Genomic DNA, 16918 nt, shown 5'->3' with positions numbered 1-16918 from the left:
GCCGATGGTTCTTGGAATCGTCCAGGGAGACACCATGCAGGAACATCTTGTTGCATATGAACATCTTGTTGCATATGAGTACGGCAACGGTCGGGTGTGGAGCCTTGTCGAAGCGCCATCTCGGGGTGCTATTGCAACGGCTGCCCCTGAACTTGAAATCTACGCTGTAGTCCCGGAATGGATGTTGCCGTCCGACCTAGAGGAGCTCCGCAACCGCGGGGTGATCGACATAGGCGACAGGAACGTCGTCGACACCATGTTTGAGGCTGCCCGTTTTCGTTCGATAGCCTGAAGTAAGGCTCGCTCGGACCGGTCAAGGCCTTCACCGGCCCGCCCGGCACGGTGGCAAAACAGACGGTATGGCTCTCTACCATTGAAACATGCTCACGCGTCCACCCCCTTCTTCGATACCGGACTCGCCCGGCGCGTACATATTCCGCGATGGGCATGACCAGGTGCTGTACGTCGGCAAAGCTAAGGTGCTCAGACATCGACTCGCCAACTACTTCGCGGCCGAGTTGCAACCGCGAACACGTGCCATGGTCACGGCCGCAGCGGAGGTGGAATGGATCGTCACCGGCACCGAGGTCGAGGCACTCATGCTCGAGTATGCGCTCATCAAGGAGCATCGCCCCCGCTTCAACATTCGGCTGGTCGACGACAAGTCGTTTCCCTATCTTGCACTGACTCGCGGTGACGAGTGGCCACGCGCTCAGGTCATGCGGGGGCGTCGGCGCAAGGATGTCCAGTATTTTGGCCCCTATGCGCACGCATATGCAATCCGCGGAACGCTCGACCTGCTGCTGCGGACTTTTCCCGTTCGGACCTGCAAAGACTCCAAGTTTGCAAACCACGAATCCCTCGGATCGCCGTGTCTGCTGTTCCACATAGACCGGTGCTCGGGTCCGTGCGTGGGCGCCGTTACCGCTGAGCGATACGAGGGATTCGTCGAAGGCATGGCCCGGTTTTTGCAAGGCCACGACGACGAGCTGCTCGACACCCTCACGGTTCAAATGGAAGAAGCGTCGTCCTCCCAAGACTACGAACGCGCCGGGCGGCTCCGCGACCAACGGGTTGCAGTCGAGCGAGTGCTCGCCAAACAGCAGCTCGTGACCCAGCGCAAGGAGACGTTTGACGTCATCGCTATCGACCAGGATGACCTCGAGGCGAGCGTGGTCGTACTCCATGTCCGCCTTGGCAGAATCCGGGGACGAAAGCGGGTCATACTCGACAAGGTTGAGGACGTCACCGATGCTGAAATGATCGGTGTTTTGCTTGAGCGCGTATACGCCGACGAGCCGCCACCCGCTGAAGTATTGGTGCCGATCGAGCCTGACAACATGGGTCTTTGGGTGAAGTGGCTGTCACAAGAGCGTGGCCGTCCGGTGCGCCTTCGCGTCCCAAAGCGCGGTGCCAAGCGCCATCTCATGGAGACCGGTTTTGCAAATGCGCGCGAAGAGTTTTCGCGTCACCGCCTCAAAAGGAGCAGCGACCATAACGCGCGCGCAAAAGCAATCAGCAGCCTCCAGGAACACCTTGGGTTGGCGGAGGCGCCGTTGCGGATCGAGTGTTACGACATATCGACCATCCAGGGTGCGTTCACTGTCGCGTCCATGGTCGTGTTCGAAGACGCGCTCCCAAAAAAGAATCAATATCGCCGCTTTAAGATCAAGACGGTCGAGGGGCAGGACGACTTCGCTGCTATGGAGGAGGTTCTGCGGCGGCGTTTTGCCGCGTACATCGCCGAGCGCAAGGCGGGCATCACCGAGGATTCTAAGTTTGCGTATCCACCAACGCTGATAGTCGTCGATGGGGGACCGGGCCAGCTCTCTCGGGCGGTAAAAGTCCTCGCCGAGTTCGATCTCGCAATACCGGTTGTCGGTCTGGCCAAACGTCTTGAGGAGGTCTACTTCCCCAATATGTCAGAACCGTTGCAAATCCCGAGAGGCGATGAGGCGCTGTATCTGCTGCAGCGGGTGCGCGACGAGGCCCATCGGTTTGCGATTTCGTATCACCGGACTCTTCGCGGCAAGGGCATGGTCGAATCCACGCTCGACGGTGTCCCGGGTATTGGAGCAAAACGTCGCAAAGACCTTTTGCGGCGGTTCGGGTCGCTGAAGAGAATGCGGGAAGCCACAGAGGGCCAGCTCGCCGAGGTGGTCCCGGCATCGGTAGCGAAGGAGTTGTACAACCAACTCCACACGTCACCGGCGCGGTCGCGCCGCGTATTGCCACAACGATGAAGTTCGACAACACTGCGACTGGCCTTCCTAGGGACGACATGGAGCATCAACACGTCATCATCCTTACCGGACTATCGGGCGCCGGCCGCAGCCAGGCTGCAAACGCGCTAGAAGACTCCGGTTTTTTTGTCGTTGACAACCTTCCCGCGGCGCTGGTGCCTGCGGTGGTCGACAGCGTCGGCGGCCCGGACTCCGATCGTGCCCGCATTGCCATCGTCGTTGACTCCCGCGGTGGACTGACTCCGGCGGATCTGGATGCCGCCGTCAACACATTGCGCGGCTCGGGGATCCGTGTCACCGTCCTGTTCATCGATGCGACCGACGTTGTGCTGATCCGCCGATTCGAGGAGACCCGGCGCAGGCACCCGGTTCAGGCTGGAACACTATCGGACAAGATTCGCGCCGAGCGAGAATTGCTTGCGCCGATTCGTAACATTGCAGACATCGTGATCGACACCTCAGATCTCAACGTCCACGAGCTGCGCAGGCAGGTCGACGCCTCTTTTGACGAGTACACACCCACCCAGCGTCTTCAAATCGAACTCGTTTCCTTTGGTTTCAAACGCGGCAATCCCAGCGTCGTCGACGTTTTGTTCGACGTGCGTTTTCTGCCAAACCCACATTGGATAGAAGGACTGCGCGATCTCACTGGCTTGGATTCTTCGGTCGCCGACTACGTGTTCGCCAACGAGGATGCGCGCAGATTCTTGACAATGGCCAGCGACATGCTCGATTTCTTGATCCCCAGATACGAAGAAGAGGGGAAGCTGTATCTCACCATTGGTGTCGGCTGCACCGGTGGAAAACATCGTTCGGTAGCAATGGTCGAAGCGATCGCAAACCATCTCAACTCCACCGACATCGCCGTAACAGTTCGCCACCGAGATGCCCCTCGGAGCGCGTCATGAGGGAGCTGAGTGCGGATGCCCAAACGCTGCTTGCGGTTCTAGACACCGATCCGTCGCGGCCGAGGGTGGTGGCCATCGGTGGCGGCCACGGGCTGGCCCAAGTGTTGCGTAGCGCCGTCGGATACGCCGGAACTCTGTCTGCGATTGTCACGGTTGCTGACGACGGGGGTTCGTCGGGGAGGCTTGCTCCGGCGCTCAACATTCCACCGCCGGGGGACATCCGAAAGTGTCTCATTGCAATGAGCCCTGACGAGACCGTGTGGCGGCGACTCTTCGAATACAGATTCAATGCAAGCGACGTAGGTGGCCACTCGCTTGGGAACCTGCTGCTTGCGTCGCTCGCGGACATCGAAGGAGACTTCGAAGCTGCCTTGCGCGCCGCCGAGCGGTTGCTCGGTGCTGCCGGCGAGGTGATCCCGGTGTGTCGCGGCCGGTTGCAACTCACGGCTGCGAAAGGGGAGCAAACGATATCGGGGCAAGCGGAAATCACCCGAACGCACGGTCCCTTCGATTCGATCGAAGTAACACCTGGGGCAGTGGCAAATCCCCGCGCACTGTCTGCCATTGCCGGCGCCGACCAAATCGTGCTGGGTCCCGGCAGTCTCTTTACGTCGACAATTGCAACCCTTGTTGTGCCTGGAATTGCGGACGCGGTGAACGATTCGAAGGCCTCGCTCATCTATGTCGCGAATCTCTACACGCAGGCGGGAGAAACCCTTGGAATGGACGCTGCAGACCATCTGAGCGTATTGATCCGTGTGGGTGGCATCCGTTCTCCAAATGCTATCGTCGCCCACAACGCTTTAGTGGAGGTACCTTTGCCACAACAACCGCTTCAGGTTGAGGTTGAGATCCTCGAAACTTTTGGGGTGCATGTGGTCCTTGCCGACATCGTCGACCCGAAAACGGTGTGGCCGCAGCACGACGCGGTCAAGCTTTGTAACGCGTTAGGCGAACTTGTCACATATCTGTAACCACGAACACACGAAGGGGTGTCATGAAAGTAGCGATCAACGGGTTTGGCCGAATCGGGAGAAACTTCTTCCGAGCAGTCAAGAAGACCGGCGCCGACATCGATATCGTCGCAATCAACGATCTCACCGACGCAAATACCCTTGCGTACCTTTTGCAGTACGACACGGTTCACGGCCGGTATGACGGGAAGGTTGCGGTGATCGACGACGGCCTTGAAGTCGATGGCGACACGTTCAAGGTGTTTGCAGAGCGCGAACCGGAAAACCTTCCGTGGGCCGATCTTGGTGTTGATGTCGTTATTGAGTCGACCGGCGTGTTTCGTACGAACGAGCAAGCGTCACGCCATCGCACAGCTGGCGCAAACCACGTCATCGTGTCCGCACCCGTTAGCGACCCTGACTACACCGTGGTCGTCGGTGTCAACGATGGCGGACTCGACCCCGATGTTCACAAGATCATTTCTAACGCGTCGTGCACAACGAACTGTGTTGCGCCGATGGTCAAGGTGCTCCACGAACAGTTCACGATCGTGCAGGGGATGTTCACAACTGTGCACGCGTACACCAACGACCAAAAGATTCTCGATCTTCCGCACCCTGATCCGAGACGAGGCCGTGCTGCGGCCGCCAACATCATTCCAACATCGACTGGCGCTGCGGCCGCGATTGGGAAAGTGTTGCCTGAGCTTGCGGGAAGATTCGAGGCGAAGGCGTTGCGTGTCCCGGTTGCCGACGGATCGATCACGGACCTTGTTGTTACCGTCGAGAGCGATGTATCCGTCGCAGCCGTGAACGAAGCGTTCAAGGCTGCAGCCGATGGCGCGCTTGCGGGCGTCATTCGCTATTCGACCGATCCGATTGTGTCTTCGGACATCGTTGGAGACCCGGCCTCGACGATCTTTGATGCTCCGTTCACGATGGTCAGCGACAAGATGATCAAGGTATTTGGTTGGTACGACAACGAGTGGGGCTACTCGAGCCGTATCGTTGATCTCGTCCGGTTGCTTGGCTGAGGTAGCTCGTGACAATCCCCACGATCGATTCGCTAGAGGTTGCCGACAAGACTGTCCTCGTCCGTGCCGACCTCAATGTGCCGATGAGCCGGGGCGTAGTGTCTGACGACTTCCGGATTGCTGCGAGCGTTCCGACTATTGAAATGTTGCGTTCGCGCGGCGCGCAGGTTGTTGTGTGCAGCCATTTGGGCCGCCCCGACGGGGTCGACGAGTTGCTGCGCATGGCGCCCGTTGCCCACCGGCTTGGCGAGATCGGCGATTTTCCCATCCTTTCGCTCTCCGAGACAGTCGGTGACGCGGTCAAAGAATCTATCGACCGCGCCGAGCGAGAAACCGTGGTGGTTCTTGAGAACACTCGATTCGACGAAGGCGAAGTGCGCAACGACCCCGAGTTTGCCGACCAGATGGCGGGTCTGGCGGACTTGTTTGTGAACGACGCCTTTGGTACTGCTCACCGTTCTCACGCATCGAATGTTGGTGTGGCGTCTCGAATCCCGTCGGCTGCGGGAGTGCTTTTGCGCTCAGAGATTGACGCATTCGACGTGCTGCTTGATAGCCCTGATCGCCCGTATGTCGTGGTGCTCGGTGGGGCGAAGGTCTCGGACAAACTCGCGGTGATGAAACGACTCCTTCCCAAGGTCGACATGATGCTTGTTGGTGGGGGGATGTGTTTCACGCTTCTCGCCGCCGCGGGTTACGAAATCGGGAGGTCGCTCGTCGAGGACTCCATGATCGACGAGGTCAAAGTGCTCCTCAAAGGTGAACACGGGGCCAAGATCCTGCTGCCTGCGGACGTGGTTGTTGCAGAGTCCTTTGCACCAGACGCCGCGCATCATGTCACCGCCGGTACGGCAATCCCTTCAACAGGAATGGGTCTCGACATCGGTCCACGAGCGACACAGGAGTTCGCCGATGTGATTGCCGCTGCGGCGCGCGTCTTTTGGAACGGGCCCATGGGCGTGTTCGAGTGGGAAGCATTCCGTTCGGGGACGGCGGGGATCGCCAACGCGGTCGCGTACGCATCTAGCAATGGGTTTACTGTTGTTGGCGGCGGCGATTCGGTTGCGGCCCTACGCATGTTCGAGATTGATCGCGACATTTCTCATGTGTCGAGCGGTGGCGGAGCGGGCCTAAAGTTTCTCGAAGGAGAGGTCTTACCGGGTGTTGCGGTACTAGAGAGATGGAGTACACATGCGTAAGAACCTCATTGCGGGAAACTGGAAGATGCATGCAACGCATCTCGAAGCGATCCAGATGGTCCAGAAACTGAGCCTTCGTCTCAACGTTGCAGATCACGATCGGGTCGACGTAGTGATCATTCCAGCCTTTACCGCGCTCAGATCAACTCAGACAGTGATTGAGGCTGACCGGCTCATGATCGACCTGGGCGCCCAGAACTGCCACTGGGAGGACTCTGGTGCATACACTGGGGAGATTGCACCGGCAATGCTGAAGAAGCTACGTGTTCGATACGTGTTGGCCGGTCACTCCGAACGGCGTCAGATCTTCGGCGAGACCGACGTTGAGGTCAATATGAAGGTCCGGGCAGTGCTTGGGGCGGGGATGACACCGATCATGTGTGTCGGCGAGACTGCGCAAGAACACGAAGCAGGCGAGACCAAAGACAGAGTGGCGTCACAGATCGACGCAGGCATGAAGGGGCTAACCGTGGATGACGCAGCCAAACTTGTCATCGCCTACGAGCCGATATGGGCGATCGGGACCGGCAGGACGGCCAGTGCCGACGATGCTGGGACCGTCGCGACGTTTATACGCGAGACCATCGTCGATGCGTTCGGGGACGCTGGTGACCACACCCGCATCATCTATGGAGGATCGGTTAAACCCGGCAACATAGCCGGGCTGATGGCAAAAAAGGACATCGACGGCGCCCTCGTTGGTGGGGCGTCGCTTGACCCGGATGTATTTGCGTCGATAGTCCGGTACTGGGTGTGACTCTGCAGGCCCAACAGCTCCCGGCTTCGTCGTTTCGTTTCTCTGCACCGATCAAGGCGGGCTACGGTTTGCGAGTCGCCCGAGTAGGAGTCACATGACAACGCTCGTCCTACTGCGCCACGGCCAAAGCGTGTGGAATCTTGAGAACGTCTTCACAGGCTGGACCGACGTTGAGCTTACTGAGAAGGGTTTTGCGGAGGCCCGCGCAGCGGGCCAGCTCATGGCCGACGCAGGACTTGTATTTGAGGTTGCCCACACCTCTGTGCTTCGCCGTGCAACGGACACCCTCCATGTCGCTCTCGGCGAGATGGATCTGCACTGGATCCCGGTTCACAAGACCTGGCGACTCAATGAGCGACACTACGGTGATCTGCAGGGACTCAACAAGGCGGAGACGCTGAAAAGGCACGGCGAGGAACAGGTTCATCTCTGGCGGCGGTCGTACGCGACCCGACCGCCACCGCTCGACCGCACCGATCCCCGACACCCACTCAACGATGATCGCTATAACTGGATGCCTCCAGATCTCGTGCCCGCAACCGAGTGTCTTGCGGATGTTGTTGATCGCATGATGCCCTATTGGTACGACTCGATCGTCCCGGACCTGCGCCGAGGGGGGCCCGTTGTTGTTGTCGCCCACGGCAACAGCCTGCGTGCGCTTGTGAAACATCTCGACCGAATTTCCGACGAAGACATAGCTTCTCTCAACATCCCAACCGGCATCCCGCTGGTGTATGAGTTGGATGAGTCGTTGCAACGGGCGACCTCGCACTACCTCGGCGACGCGCAAGCTGCTGCGGAGGCGGCGGCAGCGGTCGAGGCGCAGGCCCGCCAAGGAACATAACCTGCACTAGCGGCGGGATAAGTTGCATTGTTGGCGACTTGACCTCGACTATCAGTGCAGCGATACTTCCTCACCGCGGGTCCACGCAACACGCACGGATCGCGCATGAGAAAGGGTTCCTGAAACGTGGAACAAATCGTTGTAGTCATCCACCTTCTGGTGTCGCTCCTGCTTATCTTCCTTGTCCTGCTCCATGCGGGTCGTGGCGGAGGCATGTCCGACATGTTTGGCGGCGGTATGGGGGGAAGCTCGGGTGGTGCGACCGTGGTTGAGAAAAACCTCGATCGAATCACCGTATTCACCGCGGCCTTCTTCGCTGCCACCACATTGTGGCTGACGTGGTTAGGCCGCGGGTAGGTTGCTACTCGATTGACGTTTCGGATATCGACACGGACAACTAAGGAGGCAAACCTTGAATCGATTGTGGCGTAGCCGCAAGATCGCATGGTTCTCGACAGTTCTCGCTTTTGCTCTCATCGCAGCAGCATGTGGCGGAACGACCGACGATACAACAACGACAGCGGGCCCAGCAGCAACAACCACGACCGCACCGCCGGCGACGACAACGACAACCGCCGAGGTCACGACGGCAACCGCCGAGGTCATGACAGGCCCAGCGTACGGTGGCACCGTCGTCGTAGCCGACGACCAAGAACCACCAACCCTGAACCCATTCGTTCCTGGTGGCGACAACTTTATTGTGGCGATCATCGGCCAGGCATATCACGCCGGCGTTCAAGAGATCGACGGCTTCACCCTCGCGCTCATCCCAGAGCTCGTGACGGAGCTACCGACCCAGCCAAACGGCGGAGTTGTCATCAACGATGACGGCACGATGACCGTGACCTACAACATCCTCGACGAGGCAGTGTGGTCTGACGGTGTGCCGATCTCGGGCGAAGACTTCCAATTCACGCTGGATATCATCCTGGATCCAGACAATGCAGTCGACACGACATCGTATGAGGACATCGTCGCGACAGAGGTCGGCGACAAGACGTTCTCCTACACGCTCGCCGCGCCAACGGTGTTGTTCGAACTCCTGTTCGGCGTCCTTATTCCGAAACATGACGTGGAGGGTTCTGACTTCCTCAACGACTGGAACGACACCATGTGGGTGTCCGCCGGTCCGTTCGTGTTCAACGACTGGCAGAAGGGCGAGTTCATCGAGGTTGTCCGCAATGACAACTACTGGAAGACGGCTGAGAACGGCGACGAGTTGCCGTATCTGGACAGCGTTGTCTTCCGGTTCATCCCAGAGACCGAGTCGATCATCAATGCTTTCAAAGCTCGCGAGCTTGACGTCATCGCGCCGCCACCGGCGTCCGAGACCATCGAGGCCCTGCAAGAGCTTGAGTCCGAAGGCGCTCGCGTCGAGGTTCTCAGTGGCCCGGTGTGGGAGCACTTGAACTTCCAATTCGGTCCGGCGCGACTCGACCGCAACCCAACGTCGTCCAACGAGAGTCTCAACTATCGTAAGGGTGTAGCCCACACGATCGACAAGAACCTCATTGTGGACGAGATCCTTGCCGGTCAGGTCGAGCCACTCGATTCGTTTGTTGAGGCGTTCAGCCCGACCCTCTCGCAAGGATCATGGGCGCAGTACGACTACAACCCAGATAAGGCGAGGGAGTTCTTCGAGGCAGCCAAGGCTGAGCTCAGCAAGGACACTATTACTACCGTCTTCACGACCACGTCGAACAACGATGCTCGTGTCAAGCTCTCTGAGCTGTTCGCCACGATGTTCGCCGATGTTGGTGTTGAGTACACAAACGACCTAGAAGAGTCACAGATCTTCTTTGGTGAGACGCTCGACAACGGAAAATGGGACCTTGGTGAATGGGCATGGGTCGGTTCGCCGGGCTTGTCCGGTCTGATCGACATCATCGATGTTTTCGATCCTTCCGCTCCACCACCAGAAGGTTCTAACTTCTACAACTGGGGCACACCGGGGTCGTCAGTTATCAACGAAGCCACGGCCCGCGTTGCGGAAATCCGCATCTTGTTGAACGAGTCTGTCGACGAGGACGTCCTCATCCCGCTGCTTGCAGAAGTTGAGCAGATCCTTGCCGACGAGGTAGTGATCATTCCTCTGTACCAGCGCCTTGTGACGGCTGCTGTGTGGGCCGATGAGGTGGGTGGCTTTAAGCACAACCCGACTCAGGCGGGTCACACCTGGAATATCGAACAGTGGTACAGAGTCGATATCTAGTCCGACTCTTTACGCACAACCAGAAGGGGCCCGCAACTGCGGGCCCCTTCTCTTTTGTCGGTAGGTCCTGCGGAGGCAATGTTGCGCAAGTCCTGAGACAGGGCGGTATACTCGCTCGCAGAGTCGAGCGGTTCGGAGGCCCTGCTTGTTGGCGTACATTGTCAGACGTCTCGTGTATGGAGCACTGACTTTGCTGGTCCTCAGTGTCATTGTCTTCCTGCTCGTCCAGTTTGGCGGTGGCTCCCCGCTGGATCGCCTCAAGTTGAACCCGCGGATGGCGAACGTCATCGTAAAACTCACCGAGAGGTACGGCCTCGACCTACCGATCTACCAGCAATACTTCAAGTGGCTCTCAGGTTTTGTCACACCTGAACGGTTCGTGGTCAGCGGAGTTGCACCGTGGGTCGCGCTCGGATCGGGCATTGCAGTGTCCGCAGGCATGTTCGCCGCCAAGGTGAAAGCAACGTGGTGGCGTCCGACTCGCGCAGCCACGGTGACCGTGGTGTGGCTCTCCCTGTTTTGGTTTATCAGGAGCCGCGTTGATTTTGCAATGGATTGGGGAAACTCGTTCCGCGGTGATGGTCCGGTTTGGGATGCAGTCTTTGGTGCCGCGGGTGCGACGTTCCGTCTCGGGTTCGCGGCGTTGGCTCTTGCGCTCATCATCGGCATCCCGCTTGGGATCTTCCAGGCGATAAAGCAATACTCCTTCTTCGATCAGGTGGGGACGTTCGGGTCGTTCCTGGCGTTTTCCACACCGATATTCATAATCGCAATCGGTCTGCAGGTGGTGCTGGCTTTTTATGTGGATCGGTGGACCGGGATTAAACCATTTTTCACCGTCGGTATGACGGAAGTCGGGTACGATAACCTCTCGCGTCTCGCTCAGTTTGGCGATATAGCACGACATCTGGCGCTGCCTGCGACCTCCATCGCGCTGATCTCGATTGCCGGATACTCCAGATTTCAGCGGGCTGCGATGCTTGAGGTGATGCACAGCGACTACTTGCGGACCGCAAAGGCCAAGGGTTTGCCACGTCGCACCGTGGTTCTCAAACATGCGCTTCGCAACGCAATGCTGCCAATTGTGACGCTAGTCTCGCTTGACATAGCGGGGATAATTGGTGGAGCGATCATCACCGAGTCAATCTTCGGATGGCCAGGTGTCGGACGGCTCTATATAGGTGCGATCAATGCTGTGGACTACCCGGTGATCATGGCGATCGTCATGGTTATCGGCGCCGGAATTGTGTTGATGAACATCGTCGCCGACATTTTGTACGGAGTCCTTGATCCGCGGGTCCGATATGAGTGACAGAGGCGACTCCGCCGCTGCGCTTGATGTCGTCGAGGGAATGTCGGTCGAACCGATATCGCAGTGGGACCTGTTCCGCACCCGACTTGCAAGGCACAGACAGGCGCGCATAGCGGTGGTATTCCTCGGTCTGTTGTTCGCCGTCGTATTTGCCGCGCCGCTGGTCACCTGCGGTGAGCGCGAGGCTTACTGTGGAAAGTTGTTGGAGCACCCCGCAACACAGCTCAGGGATCCCGACACCGGGTTGCTGCTTGTCCACTCTGCGCCGTCTGCGGAGAGATTGTTTGGTACTGACGACATCGGGCGCGACGTGCTGTCGCGTGTTATCCACGGTGGTCGAGCGTCGCTCACCGTAGGGCTGACGACCGGGCTGATGGTTGCGATATTAGGGACCGTGGTCGGGGCGCTCGCGGGGTACTATCCCGGTGCCGTCGATCAGGTGTTGATGCGGATAGTCGACGTAATACTCGGGCTGCCGTTGCTCCCCGTTGCGATCGTGTTCGGATCACTCGTGCCACAGGTCCCGGTACTTCCCGGGTTCCTCAAAGAAGGTGCTTGGGTCATTGCGCTGCTTCTCGGCATGCTGCTTTGGGGTGGTCTTGCGCGGATTGTGCGCGCGGAGTTTTTGTCGTTGCGCGAGAAGGAGTTTGTCGAGGCGGCCCGGGCAGCCGGGTCGAGCAACCGCAGGATCATCTTTCGGCACATTCTGCCGAATGCGATGAGTCCAATCATTGTGTCAACAACGCTGATCGTGGGAACGGCGATCATCATCGAGGCTGCGTTGTCATTTCTCGGATTCGGCGTGCGCCCTCCGACTCCCACATGGGGCGGCATGACATCTGCAGGCGCCCGCGTCGCAACCAAAGGTTTTTGGTGGGAGTTCGTGGCGGCAGCGTCGGCACTCGTCATGACGGTATTGTCCGTTAACTTCATCGGTGATGGTCTCCGCGACGCGCTCGACCCAACCCAGACGATCGAGAGAAAGTAACCGCCGTGCCCGATGTTCTCTTGGAAGTGGACGATCTACGAACGTATTTCTCCACAGAAGAAGGTGTTGTTCGGGCGGTCGACGGTGTCTCGTTCACGCTAAATCGTGGTGAGCGGCGCGGTGTCGTAGGGGAATCTGGTTCGGGGAAGTCCGTGACTGCAATGTCGATCATGCGACTCATCGAACCTCCTGCGGGCCAGATAGTGACAGGGACGATGATGTTCGATGGCCTCAGCCTGCTCGAGTTGACCGAGGATGAGATGCGCGAAGTCAGGGGTGGTCGGATCGCGATGATTTTCCAGGACCCGATGACATCGCTAAACCCGGTCTACACGGTTGGCCAACAGCTCATTGAAACAATCATGTTGCATCAAGACGTGACCAAGGCAGAGGCGAGAGACATCGCGGGCCAAGCCCTGACCGACGTCCAGATTCCACTTGCGTCGCAGCGGCTTCAGGACTACCCGCACCAGTTCTCGGGCGGCATGCGTCAGCGAGTGATGATCGCAATGGGTTTGTCGTGCAATCCGGAGCTGCTCATTGCGGACGAGCCAACGACGGCGCTTGATGTAACCACGCAAGCCCAAATCATGGATCTCATGCTTGCGTTGGCCGATGACCGCGGAACCGCGGTGTTGCTCATCACCCACGACCTCGGTGTTGTCGCCGGTTTCTGCGACACGATCCAGGTCATGTACGCTGGTGCAATTGTGGAGTCGGGCTCGGCTGAGGACATCTTCTACGATCCGAAACACCCGTACTCCTGGGGACTGCTTGGCTCCATGACACGGCTCGACGAGGACCACCAGCATCGACTCAACTCGATTCGTGGAGCGCCGCCATCGGTCATAGACCTTCCTGACGGCTGTCGGTTTGCACCGCGGTGTGACTTTGCAATGGACGTGTGCCGGCAGCGCCTGCCGCTGATCGGTGAGTCAAACGTTCCAGGCCACACGGTTGCCTGCCACCGCGCCGCAGAGTTGGATCTCACCGCTATCGGTGCGGATGAGGCAGCTCGATGACCCTGGGCAGCACGACCGGTTCGGGCCCATCCGCAGACCCCATCGACATGCCTGAGGACGTGCTGTTGCGTGTGAACCATCTCGTCAAGGAGTTTCCGATTAAGCGCGGGATCTTCTTCAAGAAACAAGTGGGAGCCGTGCAGGCAGTTTCCGATATCAGTTTTCAGGTGAAAAAGGGTGAGACACTCGGTCTTGTCGGAGAGTCGGGATGTGGAAAGTCGACAACGGCCCGTTGTGTTTTGCGCCTACTCCAACCGACGGAAGGCCAGGTCTACTTCCGGCGCGAGCTTGCAGACGGCACCACCGAGGTCGTCGATATCGCGGCAGCCGATGCCTCTACGTTGCGCCAACTTCGTCGGGACGTGCAAATCGTGTTTCAAGATCCATACGCATCGCTAAACCCCCGGATGACAGTTGCGAGCATCATCTCTGAACCCCTCATCGTCCATGGAGAAGGCAGCGTCGGGGATCGTCTGACGAAAGTCAAGGAGCTGCTTGCAGTCGTCGGGCTGAGCCCCGAACACACCAACCGGTACCCGCACGAATTCTCCGGTGGCCAGCGCCAGCGTATTGGAATCGCCAGAGCGCTCGCGCTGAACCCGAAGTTCCTAGTTCTTGATGAACCCGTGTCCGCCCTCGATGTGTCAATCCAGGCACAAGTGCTGAACCTGCTCCAAGACCTCCAAGACGAGTTCGGTCTCACGTATCTCTTCATTGCGCACGACCTGTCTGTAGTTCGGCATATCTCGAACCGTGTTGCGGTGATGTACCTCGGAAAGATCGTCGAGTTCGCCGAGCGAGATACCTTGTACAGAGAGCCGATGCACCCGTATACGCACGCCCTGCTATCGGCGGTTCCTGTTCCAGACCCGGTGCTTGAGAGAAACCGTGAGCGGATACTGCTGGAGGGAGACATACCGTCACCAGCAAACCCGCCGCCGGGTTGCCGTTTCAACACCCGCTGCCCCATCGCGGTCAAGGGCAAGTGCGACGTTGATGAGCCCGTCCTGACGGAACTCTCTCCTGGCCACTGGGTGTCTTGCCACTTCCCTGAAGTCAGGAAAGTCTTCTAGATCGTGGCGCTTCTGGAGCTACTGAGTCCGATGGTTGGGTCCGAGGTCGGAGTGAGCGAATGGGTTGTGATTGAACAGGAGAGAATCCAACAATTCGCTGATGCCACCGACGACCAACAGTGGATTCACGTCGACGCAGAAAGAGCGGCTGCGGGTCCATTCGGAGGAACGATCGCGCACGGCTTTCTAACGTTGTCTCTTGTTGCAGAATATGCCCCCATGCCGCAGGTGGCAGGTGTTGCGATGGCAATCAACTACGGTCTCGACCGGGTTCGGTTCATAACGCCCGTACGAGTTGGTGGCAGGGTCAGGTTCCGAACCAAGATCGTTTCAGCGACCGAGGTTGTAGCCGGCGTCCAACTAAAAACAGAGGTAACGGTCGAGCTGGAAGGTTCGCAAAAGCCCGCTTGTGTGTGCGAGCTGCTGGTACGCCTGTACGAGTGATGCAACTTGGTACGGGTGCGTGAAACGGTATACTTCCGGTTCGCACGTCGGAGTGGCGGAATTGGTAGACGCGCTAGGTTGAGGGCCTAGTGGGCTTTTTGCCCATGGAAGTTCGAGTCTTCTCTCCGACACCAGAATCCCCAATAGATACAGGGGATTCTCTGGTTCTGAGCCTCCGGCTCCGCTCTGACAGACAGCCTCACACCCGATCTTCTACCCAATCTTCTACCCAAAAGCCCGCTATGACACACTACGAAGCGCACCCAGGTAACCACCCGACGCCTTCTCGACCCGCCAGGGGAGAGCTTCCCCCTTCCTTCCGCAGGCCCACGACCAGAGCCGCTCTGGCCATCTCTGCGCCGTGTTTGGTCGGTTCCGGCTCCAATGAGCACCCGAACACGCCCGACGGTCGATCTGGGCGGGTCTAGCCGGTGCGGTCTCGCAGAAACTCAAAGACACCACCTACCTGTTATTCTGGAAACGCGAAAAAAAAGCAGAGCCCGGCACACCAAGCGTCTCCCAACTCTGATCGGTCAGGACACACACCATGGCAATATCAGACCAACAGTCAATCGACGAGTTCCGCAAACTCCGAGACGAACGAGAGCGCCTCGAGAACCTCATCCACACGGACACCGAACCCGGCCAGATCAACCAATGGAAAACCGACCTCCGCAACATCAACCAAGCGCTCGCTGACCATCTGGACCTCCCTCCATACGAAGACGATCTGGACCTCCCTCCATACGAAAACGACTAAATGATCGTGATCTCCAACCGGACTGCGTCAAACCAACGGTGTTGGCAGGGAAGCTCACTGTTCTGGAAGCGGCAGGTGTGATCTGTCTGACCTACCGAGACCAGCTGCCCGGTGCGCGTTCTCAATTTTCGAGCAATAGTCGCGTGAGAGTGTGTAGGATCGATGTTGAGAACACGGACCGAGGCTGCCACGGTGGGGTATTGTGACGAGACCGAAGCATCGTCTTAAGGAACTTGAAGCGCTGCTGAAAGACGCGGAAAAGCGACAATGGCGCATCAGCGGCGGCGGTCACACTTACTTCAAGATGAAGTGCCCATGTGACGATAAACACCGGAAGATGATACATTTAACACCAAATGCTAACTATGCCAAGCGAGTCAGACGTTGGCTGGTGAGCAGAACATGCTGGAAGGAGTGATGATGCCGTACACGTTCAGTTTCACATTCTTTGTCACGAATGCTACGGGTCGACGCGCTAGTGAGAAGAGACTCGAGATTTTGTCTGATGAGTTGATAACAGCGATGCTCAAATGCGAGACCGATATTGTGTTCGATTCGTCCGTCGGCGGCGTGCTCAGCACTGGCGAGATCGATGTGGATATCGCTGTTAACGCGGAAACCGGATTTGCTGCCGGTGCGATCGCGAAGGACTTCGTGATCGAATCGATCAAAGCTACAGGCGGAATACCCGCGGGGATTTTGGTGTTTCCGCCGTCGCCCACACGTCGATCAGATCGCCAGAAGTGGCACGAGCGACGGGTCGAGCTTTCGGAAGCCTGAATGATGATCGTATAGGCGTCGACGCGCCGAAAAAAACGGGGACTCCTACGGCAACCATCAGGAACATCGGTCTGAACCTGTGGCAAATTATGTACGACATCACACCAGATCCCGGGGTCGGGGTCGGGACTCGAACCCGCGCCGACGTTTGTCGAGAACGATATGTTGGTGGTGCGCATGCCCGGCAAGAACCCGCCGCTGCTCCCACCTCCTCGCCCTGCAAACCGTCACCCTCACCCCAACCCAACCAAAGCAGGACCGCACTTGAACTACCCAGCCCACCCGAGAAAAACAGTCCCAGCCCACCCAAACACACCCCCACCCAGGGGGATAGAACCAACCACGGGGCCAAGCAACACCCCCCGGCGACCGTGTGAGCTACCCTTTTT

General features: G+C 58.4%; 17 protein-coding genes and 1 tRNA gene. All 18 read left to right on the top strand.

Annotation, left to right across the window (positions count from 1 at the left end; translation table 11 throughout):
• Nucleotides 1-34 precede the first annotated feature (34 nt).
• The 18 genes from IIC71_12520 (at nt 35) to IIC71_12435 (ending at nt 16529) form a co-directional block, all read left to right on the top strand.
• Nucleotides 35-292, top strand: a complete 258-nt coding sequence (locus tag IIC71_12520; protein ID MCH7670005.1) for a hypothetical protein — start codon at nt 35-37, stop codon at nt 290-292.
• A gap of 88 nt (nt 293-380) precedes the next feature.
• Nucleotides 381-2243: an excinuclease ABC subunit UvrC gene (gene uvrC, locus IIC71_12515; GenBank protein ID MCH7670004.1), complete on the top strand. Its 1863-nt coding sequence runs from the start codon at nt 381-383 to the stop codon at nt 2241-2243.
• Nucleotides 2244-2281: 38 nt separating this feature from the next.
• Nucleotides 2282-3151: an RNase adapter RapZ gene (rapZ, locus tag IIC71_12510; protein MCH7670003.1), complete on the top strand. Its 870-nt coding sequence runs from the start codon at nt 2282-2284 to the stop codon at nt 3149-3151.
• Nucleotides 3148-4125, top strand: coding sequence for a YvcK family protein (locus tag IIC71_12505; protein MCH7670002.1), 978 nt, complete (start codon nt 3148-3150; stop codon nt 4123-4125). The genes rapZ and IIC71_12505 overlap by 4 nt, the downstream gene beginning before the upstream one ends.
• Before the next feature lie 23 nt (nt 4126-4148).
• Nucleotides 4149-5138, top strand: coding sequence for a type I glyceraldehyde-3-phosphate dehydrogenase (gap, locus tag IIC71_12500; protein ID MCH7670001.1), 990 nt, complete (start codon nt 4149-4151; stop codon nt 5136-5138).
• Nucleotides 5139-5152: 14 nt separating this feature from the next.
• Nucleotides 5153-6337, top strand: coding sequence for a phosphoglycerate kinase (locus IIC71_12495; GenBank protein ID MCH7670000.1), 1185 nt, complete (start codon nt 5153-5155; stop codon nt 6335-6337).
• A complete protein-coding gene (locus IIC71_12490) occupies nt 6330-7094 on the top strand; it encodes a triose-phosphate isomerase (GenBank protein MCH7669999.1) in 765 nt (254 codons plus the stop codon). The genes IIC71_12495 and IIC71_12490 overlap by 8 nt, the downstream gene beginning before the upstream one ends.
• 94 nt (nt 7095-7188) lie before the next feature.
• Nucleotides 7189-7938: a 2,3-diphosphoglycerate-dependent phosphoglycerate mutase gene (gene gpmA, locus IIC71_12485; GenBank protein ID MCH7669998.1), complete on the top strand. Its 750-nt coding sequence runs from the start codon at nt 7189-7191 to the stop codon at nt 7936-7938.
• A 126-nt stretch (nt 7939-8064) separates the two neighbouring features.
• Nucleotides 8065-8295 (top strand): preprotein translocase subunit SecG, encoded by a 231-nt coding sequence (gene secG, locus IIC71_12480; protein ID MCH7669997.1) that lies wholly within the window; start codon nt 8065-8067, stop codon nt 8293-8295.
• Between the two features lie 55 nt (nt 8296-8350).
• Nucleotides 8351-10150 carry a hypothetical protein gene (locus IIC71_12475; protein ID MCH7669996.1) on the top strand — a complete coding sequence of 600 codons (1800 nt, stop codon included), beginning with the start codon at nt 8351-8353 and terminating at the stop codon, nt 10148-10150.
• A gap of 145 nt (nt 10151-10295) precedes the next feature.
• On the top strand, nt 10296-11462 hold the full coding sequence (locus IIC71_12470; protein ID MCH7669995.1) for an ABC transporter permease: 1167 nt from the start codon (nt 10296-10298) through the stop codon (nt 11460-11462).
• The gene (locus IIC71_12465; GenBank protein ID MCH7669994.1) at nt 11455-12450 is read left to right on the top strand and encodes an ABC transporter permease; all 996 of its coding nucleotides are present in this window, start codon (nt 11455-11457) and stop codon (nt 12448-12450) included. The genes IIC71_12470 and IIC71_12465 overlap by 8 nt, the downstream gene beginning before the upstream one ends.
• 5 nt (nt 12451-12455) lie before the next feature.
• Nucleotides 12456-13472 (top strand): ABC transporter ATP-binding protein, encoded by a 1017-nt coding sequence (locus IIC71_12460; protein MCH7669993.1) that lies wholly within the window; start codon nt 12456-12458, stop codon nt 13470-13472.
• Between the two features lie 47 nt (nt 13473-13519).
• On the top strand, nt 13520-14545 hold the full coding sequence (locus IIC71_12455; protein MCH7669992.1) for a dipeptide ABC transporter ATP-binding protein: 1026 nt from the start codon (nt 13520-13522) through the stop codon (nt 14543-14545).
• Between the two features lie 30 nt (nt 14546-14575).
• Nucleotides 14576-14989 carry a MaoC family dehydratase gene (locus tag IIC71_12450; protein ID MCH7669991.1) on the top strand — a complete coding sequence of 138 codons (414 nt, stop codon included), beginning with the start codon at nt 14576-14578 and terminating at the stop codon, nt 14987-14989.
• A 46-nt stretch (nt 14990-15035) separates the two neighbouring features.
• Nucleotides 15036-15123: transfer RNA gene (locus tag IIC71_12445), tRNA-Leu, on the top strand.
• Nucleotides 15124-15536: 413 nt separating this feature from the next.
• On the top strand, nt 15537-15749 hold the full coding sequence (locus IIC71_12440; protein ID MCH7669990.1) for a hypothetical protein: 213 nt from the start codon (nt 15537-15539) through the stop codon (nt 15747-15749).
• A gap of 420 nt (nt 15750-16169) precedes the next feature.
• A complete protein-coding gene (locus IIC71_12435; protein MCH7669989.1) occupies nt 16170-16529 on the top strand; it encodes a hypothetical protein in 360 nt (119 codons plus the stop codon).
• Nucleotides 16530-16918 lie beyond the last annotated feature (389 nt).

It is taken from the genome of Acidobacteriota bacterium, assembly GCA_022562055.1.
Taxonomy (GTDB): domain Bacteria; phylum Actinomycetota; class Acidimicrobiia; order Spongiisociales; family UBA5794; genus BMS3BBIN02.
Note: the sequence above shows the minus strand (reverse complement) of the source record. Positions and strands in the feature narration are given on the sequence as shown.